Raw genomic sequence first — 22842 nt, forward strand, 5'->3', positions numbered from 1 at the left:
AAAACGCCGCACCGGGGATCGCCTGTCTGTAGAAATCCAACACGGTACTTGGACAACACGGATGTGCTGTGCTGAGGTCAATTTCCATGCAGTAAACGCAATGGAGGTCACCCGTGGGCTTCCGGATTTAGAACGCGAATGGTTCAGATATTTGGATCAACATTCTTTCGACCTCGCGAGTGCCGGGGGTAGTGGAAAGCAGTTCATATGGTTTCCTACCAGCAAGCCGACGTTTGGGCTTTGAAAGCCAACGCATGGCTTTGGTCTCATCGCCAAAAATTACTTCAGCCATGGCGGTTATGTGCCCAAACCTGAAAAGCCTGTCGCTGTCGAAGACGCTCAATGATTGATCTGATTTACGATTCACCATCTTCCTCAGCGCGCTTACCTGTTCAGGATCTGAAGAGGTCTGCAAGTACAGCTCCGTAAGGGGGATAACCCGTTTAAGTATAAAACCGGCCTCGATCAGATAATGCATCTCTCGTTCTGATGCGTCCCGAGAAATGCCAAGCATCAGCTCGAGTCGAATTCGGTAGGCACGGTAAACATTTTCTCGCATGACCTCGGCAAGCATTGCTCCACTCCTTGATCAGTTAAGCTTCGGTAGAGCATCCCGCTAACTGGTCATTTTGTGAAGGCGTACGTTTAGCTAACTGCGGTCGTGCATCTTGCCAAGATCAGCGTACTTGATCTCGTAAACCTATTGCCGCCTATAGATACCCGGCGGTGCATTCTTAACGCGTTTAGGTTGAGGACCTTTTCTCTTTGGTCGCTCAAAATTACAGCAGGGATAATACACCGGCCGCCAATCCCACATCCCCCAAACTTCCTTAGCAGGGAAAGGGCAACTCCAATCCCCCACACCATGTTTATAGTTCTCTTCAACGAAATGTGTTGATTCCTGGTGGCCTGCGATATAAGTCGACCACAGAGAGTCGATCGGGCGCATTTCGTCCCCGTAAGCTTTCACATCACTGACGAAGTCAGCAAAAATTTCATAGGTTTCGGCTATAGCTTGAATAATAAAATCAGTGGGTTCATCAGGTGGGAGCCTGTTTACAGACCTCGCCTTCTTGACAATTCCCAGCCGCCTTTCAAATTTATCTCCCAAATGCCTGTCGGATTCAGAATTCCAGATTTTTTGCTCGAAGACTCCGTCTTGATGGATTTTTCCATTCAAGACCGCGAGAACCGCCTCCTCCGAAAGGTGATGGGTGAATGACAGAATATCCGTAAAAATCTGAGCTTTCTTCAACTCAAATGGATCTGTGTTCAACGTCACAGGGCTGTCTTTTAGATGTCGTCCCTCACAGGCCTTCCACATCACCCCCAGATCATGACCCCCATGGGAAAACTGCTTGTCACAAACCGGGCAGCGTTTGACTAGCTCTACATTGTGCTCAGCACAGACTTTCAGCTTAAAACAGTGAGCACGCCGCCAGAATGAAAATCCAAAGCGCGCAATATCTTCTGCAACACAAACCGGACAAAAACCTGATAGCTTTCTATTTGAATCATAGAAACTTGAATAACTTATATACTCGTTTCCAGAGTAAGAGATATCTTGAATATTTTTAAAAACTGCCGTGAAAGGATAGTTAGTATGCCTATGCAGCATTTTGTTCAAGCCATAACAGCCAAACCATCCCATTGTTTCGGCAATTATCGAAACATCTGCCCGTGAGGGGCTTTTTGGAAACTTCCGAAACACTTCCGCAGAAGAATGTTTTCCTCTAATAAAAAGAGTTCTTTCCACAAAGGATCGCATAGTCTCCTCTGGCTGAATCGCTAGGATCATTTTGGGAGTTCAAACCTTGAGCTACGCCCAGAGCAGGGAGGAGCGGAGGAAAGCGTCGCTCGCTACCGAGCCGGGGGGCGTAGGCGCCAGCGACAGACTTTATTTAGTTCCGACAGACTTTATTTCGTAGTTTCATTTGATCACCTGTGGATAACTTATTCCACCGTCACCGACTTAGCCAGATTCCGCGGCTGGTCAACGTCCGTGCCTTTCAACACCGCCACGTAATACGACAGCAACTGCAGCGGGATGGTGTAGAGGATCGGCGACAGGATGTCGTGGATGTGCGGCATGTGGACAACGTGGGTGCCTTCGCCGTTGGTCATGCCGGCTTTTTCGTCTGCGAAGACAATCAGCTGGCCGCCACGGGCGCGGACTTCCTGGAGGTTGGACTTCAGCTTCTCCAGCAGTTCGTTGTTCGGCGCCACGGTGACCACGGGCATGTCGTTATCCACAAGCGCCAAGGGGCCATGCTTCAGTTCGCCGGCCGGGTAGGCTTCGGCGTGGATGTAGGAGATTTCCTTGAGTTTCAGGGCACCTTCCATTGCCACTGGGAACTGCGCGCCGCGACCGAGGAACAGGGTGTGGTTCTTCTCGGCGAACAGCTCGGCGATTTTCTCCACGGTGCTGTCCATGGCCAAGGCTTCGCCCAGACGGGTTGGCAGACGACGCAGTTCTTCAACCAGGGTGGCTTCGACGCCTTTGGCCAAGGTACCGCGAACTTGACCCAGGGACAGGGTCAGCAACAGTAGGCCGACCAATTGCGTGGTGAACGCTTTGGTCGAGGCCACGCCGATTTCGCGACCGGCCTGGGTCAACAGGGTCAGGTCGGATTCACGCACCAGCGAGCTGATGCCAACGTTGCAGATCGCCAGGCTGGCGAGGAAACCCAGTTCCTTGGCGTTGCGCAGGGCGGCCAGGGTGTCGGCGGTTTCGCCGGACTGGGAGATGGTGACGAACAGGGTGTTCGGCTGCACCACGACTTTGCGGTAGCGGAATTCGCTGGCGACTTCGACCTGGCAAGGGATACCGGCCAGTTCTTCGAGCCAGTAACGGGCAACCATGCCGGCGTGGTAGCTGGTGCCGCAGGCGACGATCTGTACGTTGCGCACTTTGGCGAACAGCTCGGCAGCCTGTGGACCGAAAGCCTGCACCAGGACACCGTTCGGGCTCAGACGACCTTCGAGGGTGCGTTGAACCACGGCCGGTTGCTCATGGATTTCCTTGAGCATGAAGTGGCGGAATTCACCCTTGTCGGCCGCTTCGGCGCCGTCGCGGTACTGCACGGTTTCACGCTCGACGGCTTGGCCGTTCACGTCCCAGATGTGCACGCTGTCACGGCGAATTTCGGCGATATCGCCTTCTTCCAGGTACATGAAACGGTCGGTGACCTGACGCAGGGCCAACTGGTCGGAAGCGAGGAAGTTTTCACCCAGGCCCAGACCGATCACCAACGGGCTGCCGCTACGCGCTGCCACCAGACGATCCGGCTGATCGGCACTGATAACGGCCAGACCATAAGCACCGTGCAACTCTTTAACGGTGGCTTTGAGGGCCACGGTCAGATCGCGCAGATCTTTGAGTTTGTGGTTCAGCAGGTGGGCGATGACTTCGGTGTCGGTGTCCGAGGTGAACACGTAACCCAGAGCTTTCAGCTGTTCACGCAGGGCTTCGTGGTTCTCGATGATGCCGTTGTGCACCACGGCCAGATCGCCGGAGAAATGCGGGTGCGCGTTGCGCTCGCACGGCGCACCGTGAGTGGCCCAACGGGTGTGGGCGATGCCCAAGCGACCGACCAGCGGTTCCGCTTCAAGGGCGATTTCCAGCTCGCTGACCTTGCCCGGACGACGCATGCGCTCGAGCTTTTCGTCGTTGGTGAAAACCGCCACACCGGCGCTGTCGTAGCCACGGTATTCCAGGCGCTTGAGGCCTTCGAGCAGGATGGCGGTGATGTTACGTTCTGCGACTGCGCCGACAATTCCACACATGCTATTTCTCCTGACTGACAGCCGCGCAAATCAAATTGATGCCGCGGGCCTGAATCTGATCGCGTGCCGCTAGTGGCAGGCGTTCATCGGTAATGAGGGTATGGACGCTGCTCCAGGGCAGCTCCAGGTTGGGAATCTTGCGGCCGATCTTGTCGGCCTCCACAATCACGATCACTTCACGGGCGACGTCAGCCATGACCCGGCTCAGCCCCAGTAATTCGTTGAAGGTGGTGGTACCGCGAACCAGGTCGATGCCATCGGCACCGATGAACAACTGGTCAAAGTCGTAAGAGCGTAGTACCTGCTCGGCGACCTGGCCTTGGAAGGACTCGGAATGCGGGTCCCAGGTGCCACCGGTCATCAACAGCACCGGTTCGTGTTCGAGTTCGCTTAACGCATTGGCCACGTGCAGGGAGTTGGTCATCACTACAAGGCCCGGCTGCTGGCCGAGTTCCGGGATCATCGCGGCAGTGGTGCTGCCGCTGTCGATGATGATCCGCGCATGTTCGCGAATCCGCGTAACAGCTGCGCGAGCGATGGCTTGCTTGTATTTGGAAACCGGTTGGCCGATGTCGGCGACCAGCTCCTGTGGCATGGTGATCGCTCCGCCATAACGGCGCAGCAGCAGACCATTACTTTCAAGCGCGGCCAAATCCTTGCGAACCGTAACTTCCGAAGTTTCGAAGCGCTTGGCCAGCTCATCCACACTGACTTCGCCCTGTTCATTGAGCAAGGCGAGAATGTTGTGGCGGCGTTGGGGTGTATTGCGTTTCGACATGAGCTGACAAGTTTCGATTCGAAAGATAACGGAAGCAATCAAAACCTATCGGCGAAACTTCGTCAAGCCGGTGCACGAAAAAAATTCTGTGGATAACCCATTCGCGAGCAAGCCCGCTCCCACTTTAGATCGTTTGTGAACACTGCCTTTGTGTTCGACATAGACCCAGTGTGGGAGCGGGCTTGCTCGCGAATACGATAAATCAGGCTGTGAATATCTCAAACCTGATCAAATCATTGTGGATAACTCAGCTCTTTTTAAGCTTCACCGGCCGTTTCCAGCCATCAATGTTCTTCTGACGTGCCCGACCCACCGCCAACTGTGCGTTATCCACATTCTGGGTAATGGTCGAACCGGCCGCTGTGGTCGCACCAGAAGAGATATCCACAGGCGCCACCAACGAGTTGTTGGAACCGATGAACACATCTTCACCCAATACAGTTTTCCACTTGTTGGCGCCGTCGTAGTTGCAAGTGATAGTGCCCGCGCCAATGTTGGTGCGCGCGCCAATCTCGGCATCACCCAGGTAAGCCAGGTGACCGGCCTTGGCGCCTTCGCCCATGTGGGCGTTTTTCAGCTCGACAAAGTTACCCACATGCGCGCGAGCCTCAAGCACCGTCCCCGGACGCAGCCGTGCGAATGGACCGGCATCGCTGCCTTCGCCCAGAATCGCGCCTTCGATATGGCTGTTGGCCTTGATCACCACGCCTTTGCGCAAGGTGCTGTCCTTGATCACACAGTTCGGGCCAATCACCACGTCATCTTCAATGACGACCTTGCCTTCGAGGATCACGTTGATATCGATCAGCACGTCGCGGCCGACGGTGACTTCACCGCGTACATCGAAACGCGCCGGGTCACGCAGGGTCACGCCTTGAGCCATCAAGCGGCGACCGGCGCGCATTTGATAGTGACGCTCGAGTTCGGCGAGCTGCTTGCGATCGTTGGCGCCCTGCACTTCCATGGCTTCATGGGGTTGCTCGGTGGCCACCACCAGACCATCGCTGACCGCCATCGCGATCACGTCCGTCAGGTAGTACTCGCCCTGGGCATTGTTGTTGGAGAGACGGCTCATCCAGCCGCCGAGTTGCGCGAAAGGCAGCGCCAGAATGCCGGTGTTGCCTTCAGTGATTGCGCGCTCGGACTCATTGGCGTCTTTCTGCTCGACGATGGCCGTGACCTTGCCGGCGGCATCGCGGACGATTCGGCCGTAACCGGCCGGGTCATCCAGCTCGACGGTGAGCAAGCCCAATTGCTGCGGTGCCACTTTCTTGAGCAGACGTTGCAGGGTTTCTACCTCAATCAACGGCACGTCACCGTACAGGATCAGTACGGTGTCGGACTCGATGAACGGCACGGCCTGAGCCACCGCATGACCGGTACCCAGCTGTTTGTCCTGCAAGACGAAATTCAGATCGTCCGCCGCCAGACGCTCGCGCACCGCTTCGGCGCCATGGCCAATCACCACGTGGATGCGCTGTGGATCAAGTTGCCGGGCGCTGTGGATAACATGGCCAAGCATCGAGTTGCCGGCAATCGGGTGCAGAACTTTCGGCAACGCCGAACGCATGCGAGTGCCTTGACCGGCAGCGAGGATAACGATTTCAAGAGACATGACTGGCTACCAATCCTGGGTGGTCAGCGGCTGCGACCAGGTTATGAAAATCGGAAAAGAAAAAAGGGTAGCCGAGGCTACCCTTTTTAATCAATCTCGCAACAAGCAATGGCCTATTAGTGGCCAAACTTCTTGCGGATCTGCTGGACGGTGCGCAGCTGAGCTGCGGCCTCGGCCAGACGTGCGGCAGCAGAACCGTAATCGAATTCCGCGCCCCGCTCATGCAAGGCCTTCTCGGCAGCCTTAACGGCTTCCTGAGCGGAGGCTTCATCCAGGTCGGCAGCACGTTGCACGGTGTCGGCAAGAACCTTGACCATGTTCGGCTGAACCTCGAGGAAACCACCGGAGATGTAATACACCTCCTCTTCCCCGCCCTGCTTGATCAGGCGGATCGGGCCCGGCTTGAGATTAGTGATCAGCGGCGCGTGACCCAGGGCGATACCAAGATCACCCAGTGCACCGTGCGCAACCACCATCTCGACCAGACCGGAAAAGATTTGCCCTTCCGCGCTGACGATATCGCAATGGACTGTCATAGCCATCTGATTGCCTCAACCTAAATTAGCGCCCGTTGCCGGGCGCCGGGATTACAGTTTCTTGGCTTTCTCGATCGCTTCTTCGATGCCGCCGACCATGTAGAACGCTTGTTCTGGCAGGTGGTCGTAGTCACCGTTGAGGATGCCTTTGAAGCCAGCAATGGTGTCTTTCAGGGAAACGTATTTACCCGAGGCACCGGTGAAGACTTCAGCCACGAAGAACGGCTGCGACAAGAAACGCTGGATCTTACGAGCACGGTTTACCAACTGCTTGTCGGCTTCCGACAGCTCGTCCATACCCAGGATCGCAATGATGTCCTTCAGTTCTTTGTAACGTTGCAGAACATACTGTACGCCGCGAGCGGTGTCGTAGTGGTCCTGGCCGATTACGTTCGGGTCCAGCTGGCGCGAAGTCGAGTCGAGTGGATCGACCGCTGGGTAGATACCCAGGGAAGCGATGTCACGGGACAGAACGACGGTGGCGTCCAAGTGGGCGAAGGTGGTCGCTGGCGACGGGTCAGTCAAGTCATCCGCCGGTACGTATACCGCCTGGATCGAGGTGATCGAACCGTTCTTGGTCGAAGTGATACGCTCTTGCAGAGTACCCATCTCTTCGGCCAGGGTCGGCTGGTAACCTACTGCGGAAGGCATACGGCCCAGCAGTGCGGATACTTCAGTACCGGCCAGGGTGTAACGATAGATGTTGTCGACGAACAGCAGAACGTCGTTACCTTCGTCACGGAACTTCTCGGCCATGGTCAGGCCAGTCAGTGCTACGCGCAGACGGTTACCCGGCGGCTCGTTCATCTGACCGTAAACCAGTGCCACTTTGTCCAGAACGTTGGAATCCTTCATCTCGTGGTAGAAGTCGTTACCCTCACGAGTACGCTCACCCACACCGGCGAACACGGAATAACCGCTGTGCTCGATGGCGATGTTACGGATCAGTTCCATCATGTTTACGGTTTTGCCTACACCGGCACCACCGAACAGACCGACTTTACCGCCCTTGGCGAACGGGCAAACCAGGTCGATAACCTTGATGCCGGTTTCCAGCAGGTCGTTGCCGCCCGCTTGTTCAGCGAAGGTTGGCGCAGGACGGTGAATGCCCCAGCGCTCTTCGGTGTCGATCGGACCCGCTTCGTCGATCGGGTTGCCCAGTACGTCCATGATCCGGCCCAGAGTCGCTTTACCGACCGGTACGGAGATGGCAGCGCCAGAGTCGGTGACTTCCAGACCGCGCTTCAAGCCTTCGGTGGAACCCATCGCAATGGTACGAACCACGCCGTCGCCCAGCTGTTGCTGAACTTCGAGGGTGGTTTCAGCCGCGCTCACTACTTTCAGCGCGTTGTAGATGCTCGGTACGCTGTCGCGTGGAAATTCCACGTCGATAACGGCGCCGATGATTTGAACGATACGTCCGCTACTCATAGCTGGATCCTCTGAATATTTGAACCGTTAAACCGCGGCAGCGCCGCCGACGATTTCCGAGATCTCTTGGGTGATCGCAGCCTGACGCGCCTTGTTGTAGACCAGCTGCAAATCGCTGATCAAATCACCGGCGTTGTCGGTAGCGTTCTTCATCGCGATCATCCGCGCAGCTTGTTCAGCCGCGTTGTTCTCGACCACCGCCTGGTAGACCTGCGACTCCACGTAACGGACCATCAAGCCGTCAAGCAGCTCTTTGGCGTCCGGTTCGTACAGATAATCCCAGTGGTGCTTGAGTTCCTGATCCGGGGTTGCCACCAGTGGAATCAATTGCTCCACGGTAGGCGATTGCGTCATGGTGTTGATGAACTTGTTGGAGACAACGCTCAGACGGTCGATACGACCATCGAGGTAGGCATCCAGCATCACCTTGACGCTGCCGATCAGATCATTGATCGATGGCTCTTCACCCAGGTGGCTGATAGCTGCTACGACGTTACCGCCGAAGTTGCGGAAGAAAGCCGCACCCTTGCTACCAATAACACACAGATCAATCTCGACGCCGTTTTCGCGGTTTACCGCCATGTCCTTGACCAAAGCCTTGAACAGGTTGGTGTTCAAGCCACCACACAGACCACGGTCACTGCTCACTACGACATAACCGACGCGCTTTACTTCACGGTCGAGCATGAACGGGTGGCGATATTCCGGGTTGGCGTTGGCCAGATGGCCAATAACCTGGCGGATGCGCTCCGCATAAGGACGGCTAGCAGCCATGCGCATTTGTGCCTTGCGCATTTTACTGACCGCCACTTTTTCCATGGCGCTGGTAATCTTTTGCGTGCTTTTGATGCTCGCAATCTTACTGCGAATCTCTTTTGCGCCTGCCATGTAACACCTATCAGGTTAGCAAGCGGGAGCCTTGCGGCTCCCGCTGCGGCTTACCAGGTTTGGGTGGCCTTGAACTTCTCGATACCGGCTTTCAAGCCAGCGTCGATTTCGTCATTGAAGTCACCCTTCACGTTGATCTTCGCCATCAAATCGGCGTGATCGCGGTTGAAGAAAGCAATCAGCGCTTGTTCAAAGCTGCCGATCTTGGCGATTTCGACGTCAGTCAGGAACCCACGCTCAGCGGCATACAGCGACAGCGCCATGTCAGCGATCGACATTGGTGCGTATTGCTTCTGCTTCATCAGCTCGGTAACGCGCTGACCATGCTCAAGTTGCTTACGGGTCGCTTCGTCCAGGTCAGAAGCGAACTGGGCAAATGCCGCCAGTTCACGGTACTGAGCCAGAGCGGTACGGATACCACCGGAGAGCTTCTTGATGATCTTGGTCTGAGCGGCACCACCCACACGGGATACCGAAACACCGGCGTTCACAGCAGGACGGATCCCGGAGTTGAACATGGCCGATTCCAGGAAGATCTGACCGTCGGTGATGGAAATCACGTTGGTCGGAACGAACGCGGAAACGTCGCCAGCCTGGGTTTCGATGATCGGCAGTGCGGTCAGGGAACCGGTTTTGCCGGTCACTGCGCCGTTGGTGAACTTCTCTACGTATTCTTCCGAAACGCGGGATGCGCGCTCCAGCAGACGGGAGTGGAGATAGAACACGTCGCCTGGATAAGCTTCACGGCCTGGTGGACGGCGCAGCAGCAGGGAAATCTGGCGGTAAGCCACTGCTTGCTTGGACAGATCGTCATAAACGATCAGCGCGTCTTCACCGCGGTCGCGGAAGAACTCACCCATGGTGCAACCGGAGTACGGTGCCAGGAATTGCAGTGCTGCAGATTCCGAAGCGCTCGCCGCCACGACGATGGTGTTAGCCAGTGCGCCGTTTTCTTCCAGCTTGCGAACCACGTTGGCGATGGTCGATTGTTTCTGACCGATCGCTACGTAGACGCAGAAAATGCCGCTGTCTTTCTGGTTGATGATCGCGTCGATCGCCAGAGCGGTTTTACCGATCTGACGGTCACCGATGATCAGCTCACGCTGGCCACGGCCGACAGGGATCATGGCATCGACAGCCTTGTAGCCAGTCTGTACAGGCTGGTCTACCGACTTACGCCAGATCACGCCTGGAGCAACTTTCTCGACCGCATCGGTCTCGGTGTTGTTCAGCGGACCTTTGCCGTCAACTGGGTTACCCAGTGCGTCGACTACGCGACCCAGCAGTTCCTTACCAACCGGAACTTCGAGGATGCGGCCGGTGCACTTGGCGCTCATGCCTTCAGCCAGAGACTGGTAGGAGCCCAAAACAACGGCACCTACGGAGTCTTGCTCCAGGTTGAGAGCCATACCGAAGACGCCGCCCGGAAACTCGATCATCTCGCCGTACATGACGTCGGCCAGACCGTGAATCCGCACGATACCGTCAGATACGCTGACGACAGTGCCTTCGTTACGGGCTTGGGAGGTCACATCGAGCTTGTCGATGCGGCCCTTGATAATTTCACTTATTTCGGAAGGATTGAGTTGCTGCATTGCTCTGCTGCCCCTTCAAACTCAAGATTTCAATGCTTCGGCAAGGCTCGCGAGTTTACCGCGAACCGAGCCATCGATAACCAGGTCGCCGGCGCGGATGACAATGCCCCCAATAAGGGATTTGTCTTCCTCGACTTGCAGGCGCACTTCCCGGTTGAGTCGTGCACTGAGAACCTTGGCGAGTTTGTCTTGCTGTTCTTGGTTCAATGCAAAAGCACTGGTGACGTCCACATCTACCGATTTCTCTTGTTCGGCCTTGTACAGGTCGAACAGAGCGGCGATCTCCGGCAGAAGCGGGAGACGGTCGTTTTCGGCAACGACGTGAATGAAATTCTGTGCCTTGGCATCGAACTTGTCGCCACACACGTCAATAAACGTGGTGGCCTTGTCTGCGCTCGTCAGTCGCGGGGCCTTGAGCACGCGCTGCATGGTGTCGTCTTGCGACACTGCTGCAGCCAGGCCGAGCATGGCTGACCAAGAGGCCAGTTGCTGGTGGGCCTGGGCGTGCTCGAAGGCTGCCTTAGCGTAAGGTCGGGCCAACGTGGTCAATTCTGCCATGATCGCCCTCGCTTAAATTTCAGCAGCCAGTTTGTTTACCAGCTCCGCGTGCGCGTTTTGATCGATTGTGGAACCCAGGATCTTCTCGGCGCCAGAGACTGCCAGGCTACCCAGTTGGGCACGCAGCGCATCTTTGACACTGTTCAGTTCCTGCTCGATCTCGGCCTGAGCCTGAACCTTCACACGGTCAGCGTCGATACGGGCTTTTTCAACAGCCTCTTCAACAATCTGGTTACCGCGTTTCTTGGCTTGCTCAATGATTTCGGCTGCCTGAGCTTTTGCTTCGCGCAGTTGCTGACCCGCTTTATCTTGGGCCAGCTCCAGGTCGCGAGCTGCTCGGGCGGCAGCGTCCAGTCCATCCGCGATCTTCTTCTGACGTTCGTGCAAAGCCGCGATGACCGGAGGCCACACGAACTTCATGCAAAACAGTACAAAAATGAAGAACGCAACGGACTGGCCAATCAGGGTTGCATTAATGTTCACGCCAACACCTCGCTCGTTCGTTGCACATCACACCAATTACTCGAAGGTTCGAGTAATTAGCCAGCGAGTTGACCAACGAATGGGTTCGCGAAAGTGAAGAACAGAGCGATACCAACACCGATCATGGTTACGGCGTCGAGCAGACCGGCAACGATGAACATTTTAACTTGCAGCATTGGAACCATTTCTGGCTGACGCGCTGCGCCTTCCAGGAACTTGCCGCCCAACAGGCCGAAACCAATTGCGGTACCCAGTGCGCCCAGGCCGATCAACAGTGCAACAGCGATAGCGGTTAGACCAACTACAGTTTCCATCTTTCCTCCCGACTTTTACGTCGTATGGTTTAGGTTTTTTAGATTTTAAAGCGGTAAAACAAATCGTTTCATAGCCCTGTTCGGGCACCCACCCGTTTGACCGGGTGGGACATCAGACTAGTCGAGACTGGTCTTAATGGTTCTCTTCGTGCGCCATCGACAGGTAAACGATGGTCAGCATCATGAAGATAAACGCCTGCAGGGTAATGATCAGGATGTGGAACACAGCCCACGCCCACTGCAGAACTACGCCCAGGCCGCTAAGCCAGAGCAGACCGCTGCCGAACATCACAGCAATCAGAATGAAGACCAGCTCGCCGGCATACATGTTGCCGAACAGACGCAGTGCCAGAGAGATTGGCTTGGCGATCAGGGTGACGAATTCCAGCAGGAAGTTCACCGGGATCAGCAGCGCTTGCAGGAAAATGTTCTTGCTGCCAAACGGGTGCAGGGTCAGTTCGCCGATGAAGCCGCCGATGCCCTTGACCTTGATGCTGTAGAAAATGATCAACGCGAACACCGACAGGGCCATGCCCAGGGTAGCGTTCGGGTCAGTGGTCGATACGGCACGGAACGGAATGTGCGCATCACCGGTGATCAGGATGGCCAGCTGAGGAATCCAGTCGACCGGGATCAGGTCGACGGCGTTCATCAGGAAGACCCAGACGAAGATGGTCAGTGCCAACGGTGCAATCACCGGGCTACGGCCATGGAAGCTGTCTTTCACGCTGCCATCGACGAATTCGACCAATACTTCAACGAAGTTCTGCAAAGCACCAGGCTGACCGGAAGTCGCCTTCTTCGCCGCCATGCGGAAAAGAAGAACGAAGATCAGACCCAACGCGACCGACCAGCCGAGAGTATCGACGTGGAAAGCCCAGAAGCCCATTTCTTTGGCTTCTGCTGCGGTGTGGGCAAAACCCCACCCGCCAGTTGGGTGCTGACCGAAGGTCAGGTTCTGCAAGTGGTGCTGGATATAGCCCGAAGCGGTTGTTTCTGCCATGGTTGCCTCAAACGCCCTAAGGTCTCGAAAGTCTTGTTCTCATCAGCAGGGGCGCGAACCAGCTGACCAGTTGGGTCAACACGAAGACGCCGAATACAGCTAGCGGCGCCAATGGCTTCACACCTGCGAACGTCAATGCAAAGAGCACTGCCGTCAAAATCAGTTTCCCCGCCTCACCGGCATAAAAAGACCGGACGATGGCTTGGGCTGCTCGGGCGCCGGAAAACCGAAATGCCCTGTGAGCGAAATAAACATTGGGCAGCAAGGCTATCAGGCCTCCGCAAAGTCCTGAGTACCCGGCTACGACTCCATGCCAGTACCAGAGCGCCAAAGCGGCCAGTACCAAAACGACAAATTGAGCCAGTAAGACCGGAAAAACTGCCAGGCGATGGAACGGCAAGCGGTTTGGCGTGCGGCTCTCCATCGTTTTTGCTCCCCAATGATCGGCTGCCAGAATTCAGTTACTTGGCATAATTTGTGCCGACAAAATGCGCGCAGAGTATAGGGGCGGTTCTGCCCCTATTCAACTGTCAGGTAGTGATTTCCGACTGCACGCTACATGAGGAAATGTTTCAACGAATGTGCGCGAGCACACCTTGAAGCTCATCGAGGGAGTTGTAACCAATAACCAACTGCCCTTTCCCCTTCTTTCCGTGGCGGATCTGCACCGCAGAGCCTAGGCGTTCAGCCAGACGCTGCTCGAGTCGGGCAATATCAGGGTCCTGTTTAACCGGTTCAGCAGGCTCCTGTTTGCCACTCAACCACTGGCGAACCAGTGCCTCGGTCTGGCGCACAGTCAGCCCCCGTGCGACAACATGTCGCGCCCCTTCAACCTGTTGATTCTCCGGCAAACCGAGCAAAGCACGGGCATGACCCATTTCCAGGTCGCCGTGCGACAGCATGGTTTTGATAACTTCCGGCAACGCGATCAAGCGTAGCAGGTTGGCCACGGTCACGCGGGATTTGCCTACGGCTTCGGCCACTTGTTGCTGAGTCAGCTGGAATTCCTGCTGCAAACGCTGCAAGGCCACGGCTTCTTCGATGGGATTGAGGTCTTCGCGCTGGATGTTCTCGATCAGCGCCATGGCGATCGCGGTTTCATCCGGCACATCGCGAACCATCGCCGGGATGGTTTCCTGGCCAGCCTGCTGGCTGGCGCGCCAGCGGCGTTCACCGGCGATGATTTCAAAACGACCGCTGCCGATCGGACGCACCACGATCGGCTGCATCACGCCCTGGGCCTTGATCGACTGCGCCAGTTCTTCCAGCGCCTGAGGATCCATGTCCCGACGCGGCTGGTACTTGCCGCGCTGGATCAGGTCCAGGGGCAGGTGCTGCAGCTCACGCTGATCGGCCTGCACCGCTTGTTCTTCCAGCGAGCTGACAGTCGGACCACTCAGCAGTGCATCCAGTCCACGTCCGAGACCTCGTTTCTTGACGGCCATGGGGATTCCTTAAGTTGCCTGAGCGGCGGCGGTGCGTGAGTTTTTACGTTGACGACGAACAAGCTCGCCGGCCAACGCCAGATAGGCGATAGCGCCACGCGATGCTTTGTCGTAGGCCAGCGCCGGCATCCCATAGCTGGGTGCTTCGGCCAGACGGATGTTGCGCGGGATGACGGTGTCGTACAGTTGCTCGCCGAAGTGTTCCTTGAGCTGCGCCGACACATCGTTCATCAGGCTCAGGCGCGGGTCATACATGGTCCGCAACAGGCCTTCGACCTTCAGATTCGGGTTGAGCAATTCAGCGATGCGCTTGATGTTATCCACAAGGTCGCTCAAGCCTTCGAGCGCGAAGTACTCGCACTGCATGGGGATAATCACCCCATCAGCCGCGACCAACGCGTTCAGCGTCAGCATCGACAACGACGGCGGGCAGTCGATCAAAATGTAATCGTAGTTTTCACGGATGGGCGCCAACGCACTGCGCAGGCGACTTTCCTTCATCTGCATTTCCAGCAGAACCACTTCGGCCGCGGTCAAGTCACGGTTGGCCGGCAACAGCTGGTAACCGCCGTGCTCGGAGTAGTGCATGGCCTGAGCCAGGTCGCACTCGCCGATCAGCAGGTCGTAGACCGAGTTTTCCAGCCCGTGTTTATCCACACCGCTACCCATGGTGGCGTTGCCCTGTGGATCGAGATCGATCAACAGCACCCGGCGCTTGGTAGCGACCAGGGAAGCTGCGAGGTTGATGCAGGTGGTGGTTTTACCCACACCACCTTTCTGGTTCGCTATCGCGAATACCTTAGCCATTCTTGCTTGTGTTCCCAATCATGCCGTGCGGCGCAGTATCAGCAGATGGCGTTGGCCTTGGCAACCAGGTACGGCCAGGGCGTGTTCGCTATCGAGGTGGAAGTCTGCCGGCAATGCTACCAGCTCATCAGCCGGATGAACGCCCTTCATTGCCAGCCAGCGTGTATCGGCATCGCCCAAGTGGCGAGTCCAGTTGCTGAAGTTTTCCATGCTGCTGAACGCCCGGGAGATGATCCCGTTGAATGGTTGGGCAGGCTGGAAAGCTTCGACGCGGCTGTGGATAACTTGCAGGTTATCCAGTTTGAGTTCGAGTTTGACCTGGGTCAGGAAGCGGGTTTTCTTGCCGTTGCTGTCCAGACAGGTCACTTGCGACTCTGGGAACAGGATGGCCAACGGAATACCCGGCATGCCGCCGCCGCTGCCAACGTCCAACCATCGACCGTTCTCGACAAACGACATCACGCTCAAACTATCGAGCAGATGACGGGAGACCATTTCGTCCGGATCGCGCACGGCGGTCAGGTTGTAAGCCTTGTTCCATTTGATCAACAGGGCCAGGTAGCCCAGCAGCTGCGCGTGCTGGGCTTCTGTCAGCGTGACACCGAGCTGGCGAGCACCTGTGGATAACTCTTCGGCATGTTGCGAGGTGACCAACGAACTCAAGCGCTTTGCTCCAACTGACGGCCCGCGCCGCGTTTTTTCAAATGAATCATCAACAGCGAAATCGCTGCCGGCGTGACGCCCGGGATACGTGACGCCTGGCCCAAGGTTTCTGGACGGGTCGCGCCGAGCTTGCTCTGGATCTCTTTGGAGAGACCGGAAATGTTTGTGTAATCGATATCCACAGGCAGTTTTGTATCTTCGCTGGCCCGCAGACGAGCGATTTCATCCTGTTGGCGATCGATGTAGCCGGCGTATTTGGTCTTGATTTCGACCTGCTCGGCGACTTGTGGATCTTCCGCGCCCCCACCGGTCACGGCGATCAGACCAGCGTAGTCGATTTCCGGACGGCTCAGCAGGTTGAGCAAATTGTATTCGTGGGTCAGCGGCGTACCGAACTTCTCGGAAATCGCATCGCCCTGCTCAGTGCCCGGGCGGACCCAGGTACTTTTCAGGCGCTGCTCTTCGAGGTCGATGCTTTCGCGTTTCTTGCAGAAAGCCGCCCAACGCGCGTCATCCACCAGACCCAGCTCGCGACCTTTTTCGGTCAGTCGCAGGTCGGCGTTGTCTTCACGCAGGATCAGGCGGTATTCGGCACGGGACGTGAACATCCGGTACGGCTCTTGAGTTCCGAGAGTAATCAGGTCGTCGACCAACACCCCGATATACGCCTCGTCGCGGCGCGGGCACCAGGCATCTTTGCCCTGTGCACGCAGAGCAGCGTTGGCCCCGGCCAGCAAACCCTGGGCGCCGGCTTCTTCGTAACCGGTGGTGCCGTTGATTTGCCCGGCAAAAAACAGACCGCCGATGACTTTGGTTTCGAGGCTGTACTTCAGGTCACGCGGGTCGAAGTAGTCGTATTCGATGGCGTAGCCGGGACGAACAATGTGCGCGTTTTCCATGCCGCGGATCGATTGCACGATCTGCAATTGCACGTCGAACGGCAAGGATGTGGATATCCCGTTCGGATAAAGCTCGTGTGTAGTCAAACCTTCCGGCTCGATGAAGACCTGGTGGCTATCCTTGTCGGCAAAGCGGTGGATCTTGTCTTCGATCGACGGGCAATACCGCGGGCCGATGCCTTCGATCAACCCCGCATCGGAATACATCGGCGAACGATCGAGGTTCGCGGCAATGATTTCGTGGGTGCGGGCGTTGGTATGGGTAATCCAGCAGCTCACCTGTTTCGGGTGTTGCTCTTTGGAACCCATGAACGACATCACCGGGATCGGTGTATCGCCTGCTTGCTCGGTCATCACCGAAAAATCCACAGAACGACCGTCGATACGCGGTGGTGTACCGGTTTTCAGGCGACCGACCCGCAGTGGCAATTCACGTAGTCGATGAGCCAGGGCAATTGACGGCGGATCGCCGGCGCGACCACCGGAATAATTCTGCAAACCGATGTGGATAAGTCCACCGAGGAACGTGCCAGTGGTCAACACCACGGAATCGGCGAAGAAACGCAGACCCATCTGGGTAACTACACCGCGCACTTGTTCCTGTTCGACGATCAGGTCATCAGCGGCTTGTTGAAATATCCACAGGTTCGGCTGGTTTTCCAATGCTTCGCGGACAGCCGCCTTGTACAGCACCCGGTCTGCCTGAGCACGAGTGGCACGTACGGCCGGACCTTTGCGACTGTTCAACACGCGAAATTGAATACCACCTTTGTCGGTAGCCATGGCCATCGCGCCGCCGAGGGCGTCGATTTCTTTCACCAGATGGCTTTTACCGATTCCGCCAATGGCGGGGTTGCAACTCATGGCACCGAGGGTTTCCACGTTATGCGTCAGCAACAGGGTTTTTGCACCCATACGTGCTGAGGCCAGTGCTGCCTCGGTACCGGCATGACCGCCGCCGATGACGATCACTTCAAAACGGGAAGGGAAATCCACCACGCACCTCGTGCCTGCTTCAGTTAGGTAATCAGGAATAGTTTGAGATCAGGTTTCTGGACCTGGTCGGCAAGTATAGGGACTTCGCTCTTCCTAAAGAACCCTTTGCACAAAATTTAACCAGCTGTGGAGAAGTCGGGGTTATAGAAATTAAAAAGAGAGAAATTTATTAAATCTTTGTTTTTATGTTTATTTCTACTGAGACCATTTTCTGTGGATAGATCTATACAGGCCTTTATATTCAATATGTACAGAGATTCAAAACCCTGTGGTCATGTACCAAGGAGGCCCTTGGATAACCGGTTTAAGCCTGTGGATGAAAGGGGTGGTTATCCACAGGGGCGGTTATCTTCAGTTTTCAGGCCCTGTTATCAACTGCCTTTAGTGGCAGTTACACACAGGGCTTAATCCACAGAAAAGTGCGGATCGGCCAAATCCCGCACACGGAAAATCCGCTCAAGCAGAAAGAATCTGCTCGGCACTGGAGGAAATTTAAGACAAGGGAGGGAACAGACAGGCGCGAACGGCCTGTCTGTGAATATCGGAAGGACTATTTACCGATGCAGAAGCTGGAAAAAATGCGTCCCAGCAGGTCATCCGAGCTGAATGCGCCGGTGATCTCTCCCAAAGAGTGCTGAGCCTGGCGCAAATCTTCAGCTAGCAGCTCGCCAGCACCCGCCAGGGTCAACTGCGCACGGCCATGTTCAAGGGATGCGCTGGCGTGTCGCAACGCATCAAGGTGACGCCTGCGTGCACTGAAGCTGCTTTCCGAGGTCTGCTCATAGCCCATGCAAGCCTTCAGATGTTCGCGTAGCAGTTCCAGCCCCATTCCGGCGGATTTTGCACTGAGGCTGATCGTGACATGGCCATCTTCACTGACTTCCAGGGCAATTGCTTCACCCGTCAGGTCGGCCTTGTTACGAATCAGCGTGACTTTGGCTGGATCCGGACGGGTTTCGAGGAACTCCGGCCATAACGCGAACGGATCAAGTGCCTCAGGAGCCGTCGCGTCAACGACCAACAGCACCCGATCTGCCTCGCCGATGGCTTTCAACGCCCGCTCGACGCCGATTTTTTCCACCTGGTCATCGGTATCCCGCAGACCCGCAGTGTCGACCACGTGCAACGGCATGCCATCGATGTGGATATGTTCGCGAAGAATATCCCGGGTGGTGCCGGCAATCTCGGTCACGATCGCGGCTTCTCGTCCGGCCAAGGCGTTCAGCAGGCTGGATTTACCAGCATTCGGCCGGCCGGCGATCACCACGGTCATACCGTCACGCAGCAAGGCACCCTGCCCGGCTTCTCGTAGTACGGTGGATAACTCGTCACGCACTTTGTCGAGCATGCTCAGTACGTGACCATCGGCGAGGAAGTCGATTTCTTCTTCAGGGAAGTCGATTGCCGCTTCGACATAGATGCGCAGGCCAATCAATTGCTCGGTGAGGTTATGCACACGCTCGGAGAATGCGCCCTGCAAGGAACGCAGGGCATTTCGTGCAGCCTGTGCAGAACTCGCCTCGATCAAATCAGCGATGGCCTCGGCCTGAGCCAGGTCGAGTTTGTCATTGAGGAACGCGCGCTCGCTGAACTCACCCGGCCGGGCCAACCGACAGCCCAGTTCCAGGCAACGCTTGAGCAGCATATCCAGAACTATAGGACCGCCATGGCCCTGTAGTTCCAGCACATCTTCACCGGTGAATGAGTTCGGGCCGGGAAAATACAGGGCGATACCTTGATCCAGCACCTCATCGTTTTCACTGAGGAACGGGCCGTAGTGGGCGAATCGCGGCTTGAGTTCACGACCGCTGAAGGCCTTGGCCGCAACACTCGCCAGCGGCCCGGAAATACGGACGATGCCCACACCGCCGCGACCTTGAGCGGTGGCGACGGCGGCGATGGTTTCACGAGGAACGCTCATAAACCGTTATCCAGACAAAAGTGACAGATAGCAAAACGCCCCACTAGGGGGCGTTTTGAGTGGTTATCCACAGTGTAAATCAGGCAGCTGCTTTAGTAGCTGCTTCGACTTTACGAGTGATGTACCACTGTTGGGCGATCGACAGGCAGTTGTTCACTACCCAGTACAGCACCAGACCTGCCGGGAACCACAGGAAGAAGAAGGTGAAGATGATTGGCATCAACTTCATCACCTTGGCCTGCATCGGGTCCGGAGGAGTCGGGTTCAGCTGCTGCTGGATGAACATGGTTGCACCCATGATGATCGGCAGAATGAAGAACGGATCCTTGATCGACAGGTCAGTAATCCACAGCATGAACGGCGCTTGGCGCATTTCAACGCTTTCCAGCAGAACCCAGTACAGCGAAAGGAAAACCGGCATCTGCACGAGGATTGGCAAGCAACCACCCAGCGGATTGATCTTCTCTTTCTTGTACAGCTCCATCATGGCCTGCGACATTTTCTGCCGGTCATCGCCATGTTGCTCTTTCAGCGCAGCCAGTTTCGGTGCCACTGCACGCATGCGCGCCATGGATTTGTAGCTGGCAGCCGACAGCGGGAAGAAAATCCCCTTGATCAGCATGGTCAGGAAGATGATCGACCAGCCCCAGTTACCGATCAGCGCGTGGATATGTTGCAGCAGCCAGAAGATTGGCTGGGCAATGAACCACAAAATGCCGTAGTCGACGGTCAATTCCAGACCTGGGGACAACTCTTTCAGCACGGCCTGGCTTTTTGGACCGGCGTACAGAACAGCGCTGACTTCAGCTTTTGCACCTGGTGCAACGGTCACTGCCGGAGCGGTGTAGCCGATGATGTAGTTGCCTTTGCTGTCTTTACGGGTCTGGACGACGTTGTTTTCGCCCTTGGCCGGAATCCACGCGGTCACGAAGTAGTGCTGCAACCAGGCGACCCAGCCACCTTGAACGGTTTCTTTCAGCGAGGCCTTGTCCATGTCACCCATCGACACTTTCTTGTACGGCTCGTTACTTGTCCACAGGGCGGCGCCCAGGTAAGTCGCTGTGCCGGTGGCAGTGCTGGAAGAAGGATCGGAGCTGGCGTCACGCTTCAGCTGGGCGAACATCGCGCCCGACCAAGGCTTGGCGCTTTCGTTGTCGATCAGGTAGGAAACGGTTACGTCATACAGGCCACGTTTCACGGTGAAACGCTTGATGTAGTTGACGCCGTCCTTGCTGAACTTGAGGTCCACGACCAATTGGTCCTGACCGTCAGCCAACTGGTAAATCTTCTTCTCCGAGGAGTAAACCGGGCGACCGGCTGGACTTGCGTCCGGACCGTCGGTACCGATCAAACCGCTCTGGGCCAGATAAGTCCGCTCGTTGCCATTATCGAACAGCTGGAATGGAATTTCCGGATGGTCCTGGCGACGTGGATACAGCGGCAGCGTCAGCTGGGCGACATCGCCACCTTGTGGATCGACAGCCAGGTTGAGCACATCCGTTTTGATCTGGATGAGGTCTTTGCTTACAGCTACTGGTGTTTCAGCAGGTGCAGTTGCACTGGTATCACTTACGGCGCGTGGAATGTCGTCACTGACAGAAGCATTATTGCCAGTCGCCGTGTCCGGTAGGCCCGGTGCGGTAGTACTGGAAGCAACATTCTGAGTCGGCAGGGCAGCCTGGCCATAGTCCTGGTTCCATTTAAGAACCATAACGTAGGACACGATTGCCAGGGCGACGATCAGGATCGTGCGTTTGATATCCATGATTACTCGGCCATCGAAGAAGAACGGGAGGTAGGGATAGGTGGAACCGGGTCATAACCACCGGGATTCCACGGATGACAGCGACCTAAACGACGAAAGGTCAGCCAGCCACCGCGCAGAAGGCCATGATTTTCTATGGCTTCATACGCGTAGCAGGAACAACTGGGGTAGAAACGACAGTGACTGGCCATCAGGGGACTAATGGCATAGCGATAAAACTGGATCGGAACGAGTGCCAGTTTACGCATCGGGACTGTCTACCCCTACAGTTTCGGTTTTGACTTCTGGTACCGGCTTGCTACGTGCCAGACGCTTCCAGAGCTTGCCGAAATGCTGAATCAATTCGGGGTTTTCTACGTCACCCAAACCTTTGCGCGCGACGATAACGATGTCCCATCCGACCAGTGAATCCTGGTTCAGGCGAAACGATTCGCGCATCAGACGTTTGAGGCGATTGCGCTCGACGGAGAGCTTTACGCTCTTTTTCCCGATTACCAGCCCGAGACGGGGGTGATCGAGATCGTTGTTGCGCGCAAGGAGCAGGAGATTTTTCCCCGGAACCTTGCCGGTAGGGGAGTCAAAGACTGCCTTGAAATGCCGGGGAGTAAGCAGACGCTTTTCCCGACTGAAGTCCTGACTCACCTCCAGTGCCGGATTATCAAACTGCCAGACGCGCACGACCTTTGGCGCGACGACGCGACAGGACGGCGCGACCGTTCTTGGTAGCCATGCGAGCACGGAAACCGTGGGTACGAGCGCGTTTGATAGTGCTTGGTTGGAAAGTACGTTTCATTGTCGTGTTACCTGGTTCGTCCACAACGGGCCGGAATGGCCCCCGTTTTAAGAGACCGGGGATTCTAGAGAAAGCAAGCCTCTAGGTCAATTTCCAACCAGCGTTTCCTTATAAATAGATCTGCAGGCGTTTTCTCGTCCGCAGGTCTTCGCTAGATATAGAAATAAAGAAGGAAGTTATTTAAAGCTTTTCTGTAAAGCTTATAAAAGCTAGGGACGTGATCATCTGTGGATAACTACCTTTAGCCCTTCTATCTCGTGCTGTACAGAGAATGACAACTACAGTGGAAAACAGGGGGCAGCCTGTGCTGCACTGTCGGATAAGCTGTGTGTGAAAGGGGCATTTATCCACAGGCAGGTTATCCACCGAGTTTCGCCCCCACTTGTCCAGTGCCCTCATGGGTGGTTATCCACAGAGCTTATGCACATACCATTGGTCGCCTTTTTGGCGGTTAACGCGTTGATAATTCATGGCCTGTGCGCAACCTGCATGTGGATAAGTGGGCGTCTGGCCGCTACAATGGCCGCTTGTTTTTGCCTCACCGGCTTTCAACTTAGGGGATATCC

General features: G+C 56.1%; 23 protein-coding genes. All 23 read right to left on the minus strand.

Annotated features, from left to right (window positions below; translation table 11 throughout):
* Positions 1-127: 127 nt before the first annotated feature.
* Positions 128-574: an antitoxin Xre/MbcA/ParS toxin-binding domain-containing protein gene (locus ACA068_RS29655; RefSeq protein ID WP_497306658.1), complete on the minus strand. Its 447-nt coding sequence runs from the start codon at positions 572-574 to the stop codon at positions 128-130.
* Positions 575-700: 126 nt separating this feature from the next.
* Positions 701-1756 carry a TniQ family protein gene (locus ACA068_RS29660; RefSeq protein WP_497306660.1) on the minus strand — a complete coding sequence of 352 codons (1056 nt, stop codon included), beginning with the start codon at positions 1754-1756 and terminating at the stop codon, positions 701-703.
* Between the two features lie 197 nt (positions 1757-1953).
* Positions 1954-3786: a glutamine--fructose-6-phosphate transaminase (isomerizing) gene (gene glmS, locus ACA068_RS29665; protein ID WP_497306661.1), complete on the minus strand. Its 1833-nt coding sequence runs from the start codon at positions 3784-3786 to the stop codon at positions 1954-1956.
* Position 3787: 1 nt separating this feature from the next.
* Complete coding sequence (locus ACA068_RS29670) at positions 3788-4564, minus strand: DeoR/GlpR family DNA-binding transcription regulator (RefSeq protein ID WP_497306663.1); 777 nt, start codon at positions 4562-4564, stop codon at positions 3788-3790.
* Positions 4565-4811: 247 nt separating this feature from the next.
* Complete coding sequence (gene glmU / locus ACA068_RS29675; RefSeq protein WP_497306665.1) at positions 4812-6179, minus strand: bifunctional UDP-N-acetylglucosamine diphosphorylase/glucosamine-1-phosphate N-acetyltransferase GlmU; 1368 nt, start codon at positions 6177-6179, stop codon at positions 4812-4814.
* A 116-nt stretch (positions 6180-6295) separates the two neighbouring features.
* On the minus strand, positions 6296-6721 hold the full coding sequence (locus ACA068_RS29680) for a F0F1 ATP synthase subunit epsilon (RefSeq protein WP_497306667.1): 426 nt from the start codon (positions 6719-6721) through the stop codon (positions 6296-6298).
* Positions 6722-6766: 45 nt separating this feature from the next.
* The gene (atpD, locus tag ACA068_RS29685; RefSeq protein ID WP_008155715.1) at positions 6767-8146 is read right to left on the minus strand and encodes a F0F1 ATP synthase subunit beta; all 1380 of its coding nucleotides are present in this window, start codon (positions 8144-8146) and stop codon (positions 6767-6769) included.
* A 27-nt stretch (positions 8147-8173) separates the two neighbouring features.
* The gene (gene atpG, locus ACA068_RS29690) at positions 8174-9034 is read right to left on the minus strand and encodes a F0F1 ATP synthase subunit gamma (RefSeq protein WP_497306669.1); all 861 of its coding nucleotides are present in this window, start codon (positions 9032-9034) and stop codon (positions 8174-8176) included.
* A 50-nt stretch (positions 9035-9084) separates the two neighbouring features.
* Positions 9085-10629: a F0F1 ATP synthase subunit alpha gene (gene atpA / locus ACA068_RS29695; RefSeq protein WP_282379785.1), complete on the minus strand. Its 1545-nt coding sequence runs from the start codon at positions 10627-10629 to the stop codon at positions 9085-9087.
* A gap of 21 nt (positions 10630-10650) precedes the next feature.
* The gene (locus ACA068_RS29700; RefSeq protein ID WP_497306671.1) at positions 10651-11187 is read right to left on the minus strand and encodes a F0F1 ATP synthase subunit delta; all 537 of its coding nucleotides are present in this window, start codon (positions 11185-11187) and stop codon (positions 10651-10653) included.
* A 12-nt stretch (positions 11188-11199) separates the two neighbouring features.
* Positions 11200-11670 (minus strand): F0F1 ATP synthase subunit B, encoded by a 471-nt coding sequence (locus ACA068_RS29705; protein WP_007948090.1) that lies wholly within the window; start codon positions 11668-11670, stop codon positions 11200-11202.
* Between the two features lie 56 nt (positions 11671-11726).
* Positions 11727-11984: a F0F1 ATP synthase subunit C gene (atpE, locus tag ACA068_RS29710; protein ID WP_002555987.1), complete on the minus strand. Its 258-nt coding sequence runs from the start codon at positions 11982-11984 to the stop codon at positions 11727-11729.
* A 133-nt stretch (positions 11985-12117) separates the two neighbouring features.
* On the minus strand, positions 12118-12987 hold the full coding sequence (atpB, locus tag ACA068_RS29715) for a F0F1 ATP synthase subunit A (RefSeq protein WP_162437614.1): 870 nt from the start codon (positions 12985-12987) through the stop codon (positions 12118-12120).
* Between the two features lie 16 nt (positions 12988-13003).
* Entirely contained in the window at positions 13004-13411 is a 408-nt protein-coding gene (locus ACA068_RS29720; RefSeq protein WP_007948092.1) for a F0F1 ATP synthase subunit I, read from the minus strand.
* A gap of 148 nt (positions 13412-13559) precedes the next feature.
* Positions 13560-14432: a ParB/RepB/Spo0J family partition protein gene (locus ACA068_RS29725; protein WP_077748853.1), complete on the minus strand. Its 873-nt coding sequence runs from the start codon at positions 14430-14432 to the stop codon at positions 13560-13562.
* A 9-nt stretch (positions 14433-14441) separates the two neighbouring features.
* Positions 14442-15239, minus strand: coding sequence for a ParA family protein (locus ACA068_RS29730; RefSeq protein WP_090177596.1), 798 nt, complete (start codon positions 15237-15239; stop codon positions 14442-14444).
* Positions 15240-15257: 18 nt separating this feature from the next.
* The gene (rsmG, locus tag ACA068_RS29735) at positions 15258-15902 is read right to left on the minus strand and encodes a 16S rRNA (guanine(527)-N(7))-methyltransferase RsmG (RefSeq protein WP_102594524.1); all 645 of its coding nucleotides are present in this window, start codon (positions 15900-15902) and stop codon (positions 15258-15260) included.
* Positions 15899-17797, minus strand: coding sequence for a tRNA uridine-5-carboxymethylaminomethyl(34) synthesis enzyme MnmG (gene mnmG, locus ACA068_RS29740; RefSeq protein WP_497306673.1), 1899 nt, complete (start codon positions 17795-17797; stop codon positions 15899-15901). The genes rsmG and mnmG overlap by 4 nt, the downstream gene beginning before the upstream one ends.
* Before the next feature lie 550 nt (positions 17798-18347).
* The gene (gene mnmE / locus ACA068_RS29745) at positions 18348-19718 is read right to left on the minus strand and encodes a tRNA uridine-5-carboxymethylaminomethyl(34) synthesis GTPase MnmE (protein WP_497306675.1); all 1371 of its coding nucleotides are present in this window, start codon (positions 19716-19718) and stop codon (positions 18348-18350) included.
* 79 nt (positions 19719-19797) lie between these two features.
* Entirely contained in the window at positions 19798-21483 is a 1686-nt protein-coding gene (gene yidC, locus ACA068_RS29750) for a membrane protein insertase YidC (RefSeq protein WP_497306677.1), read from the minus strand.
* Between the two features lie 2 nt (positions 21484-21485).
* Entirely contained in the window at positions 21486-21731 is a 246-nt protein-coding gene (gene yidD / locus ACA068_RS29755) for a membrane protein insertion efficiency factor YidD (protein ID WP_010465488.1), read from the minus strand.
* Positions 21724-22125, minus strand: coding sequence for a ribonuclease P protein component (gene rnpA / locus ACA068_RS29760; protein WP_497310686.1), 402 nt, complete (start codon positions 22123-22125; stop codon positions 21724-21726). The genes yidD and rnpA overlap by 8 nt, the downstream gene beginning before the upstream one ends.
* A gap of 16 nt (positions 22126-22141) precedes the next feature.
* A complete protein-coding gene (gene rpmH, locus ACA068_RS29765) occupies positions 22142-22276 on the minus strand; it encodes a 50S ribosomal protein L34 (protein WP_003213577.1) in 135 nt (44 codons plus the stop codon).
* Between the last annotated feature and the right edge of the window lie 566 nt (positions 22277-22842).

This window comes from Pseudomonas sp. LBUM1660, assembly GCF_059695935.1.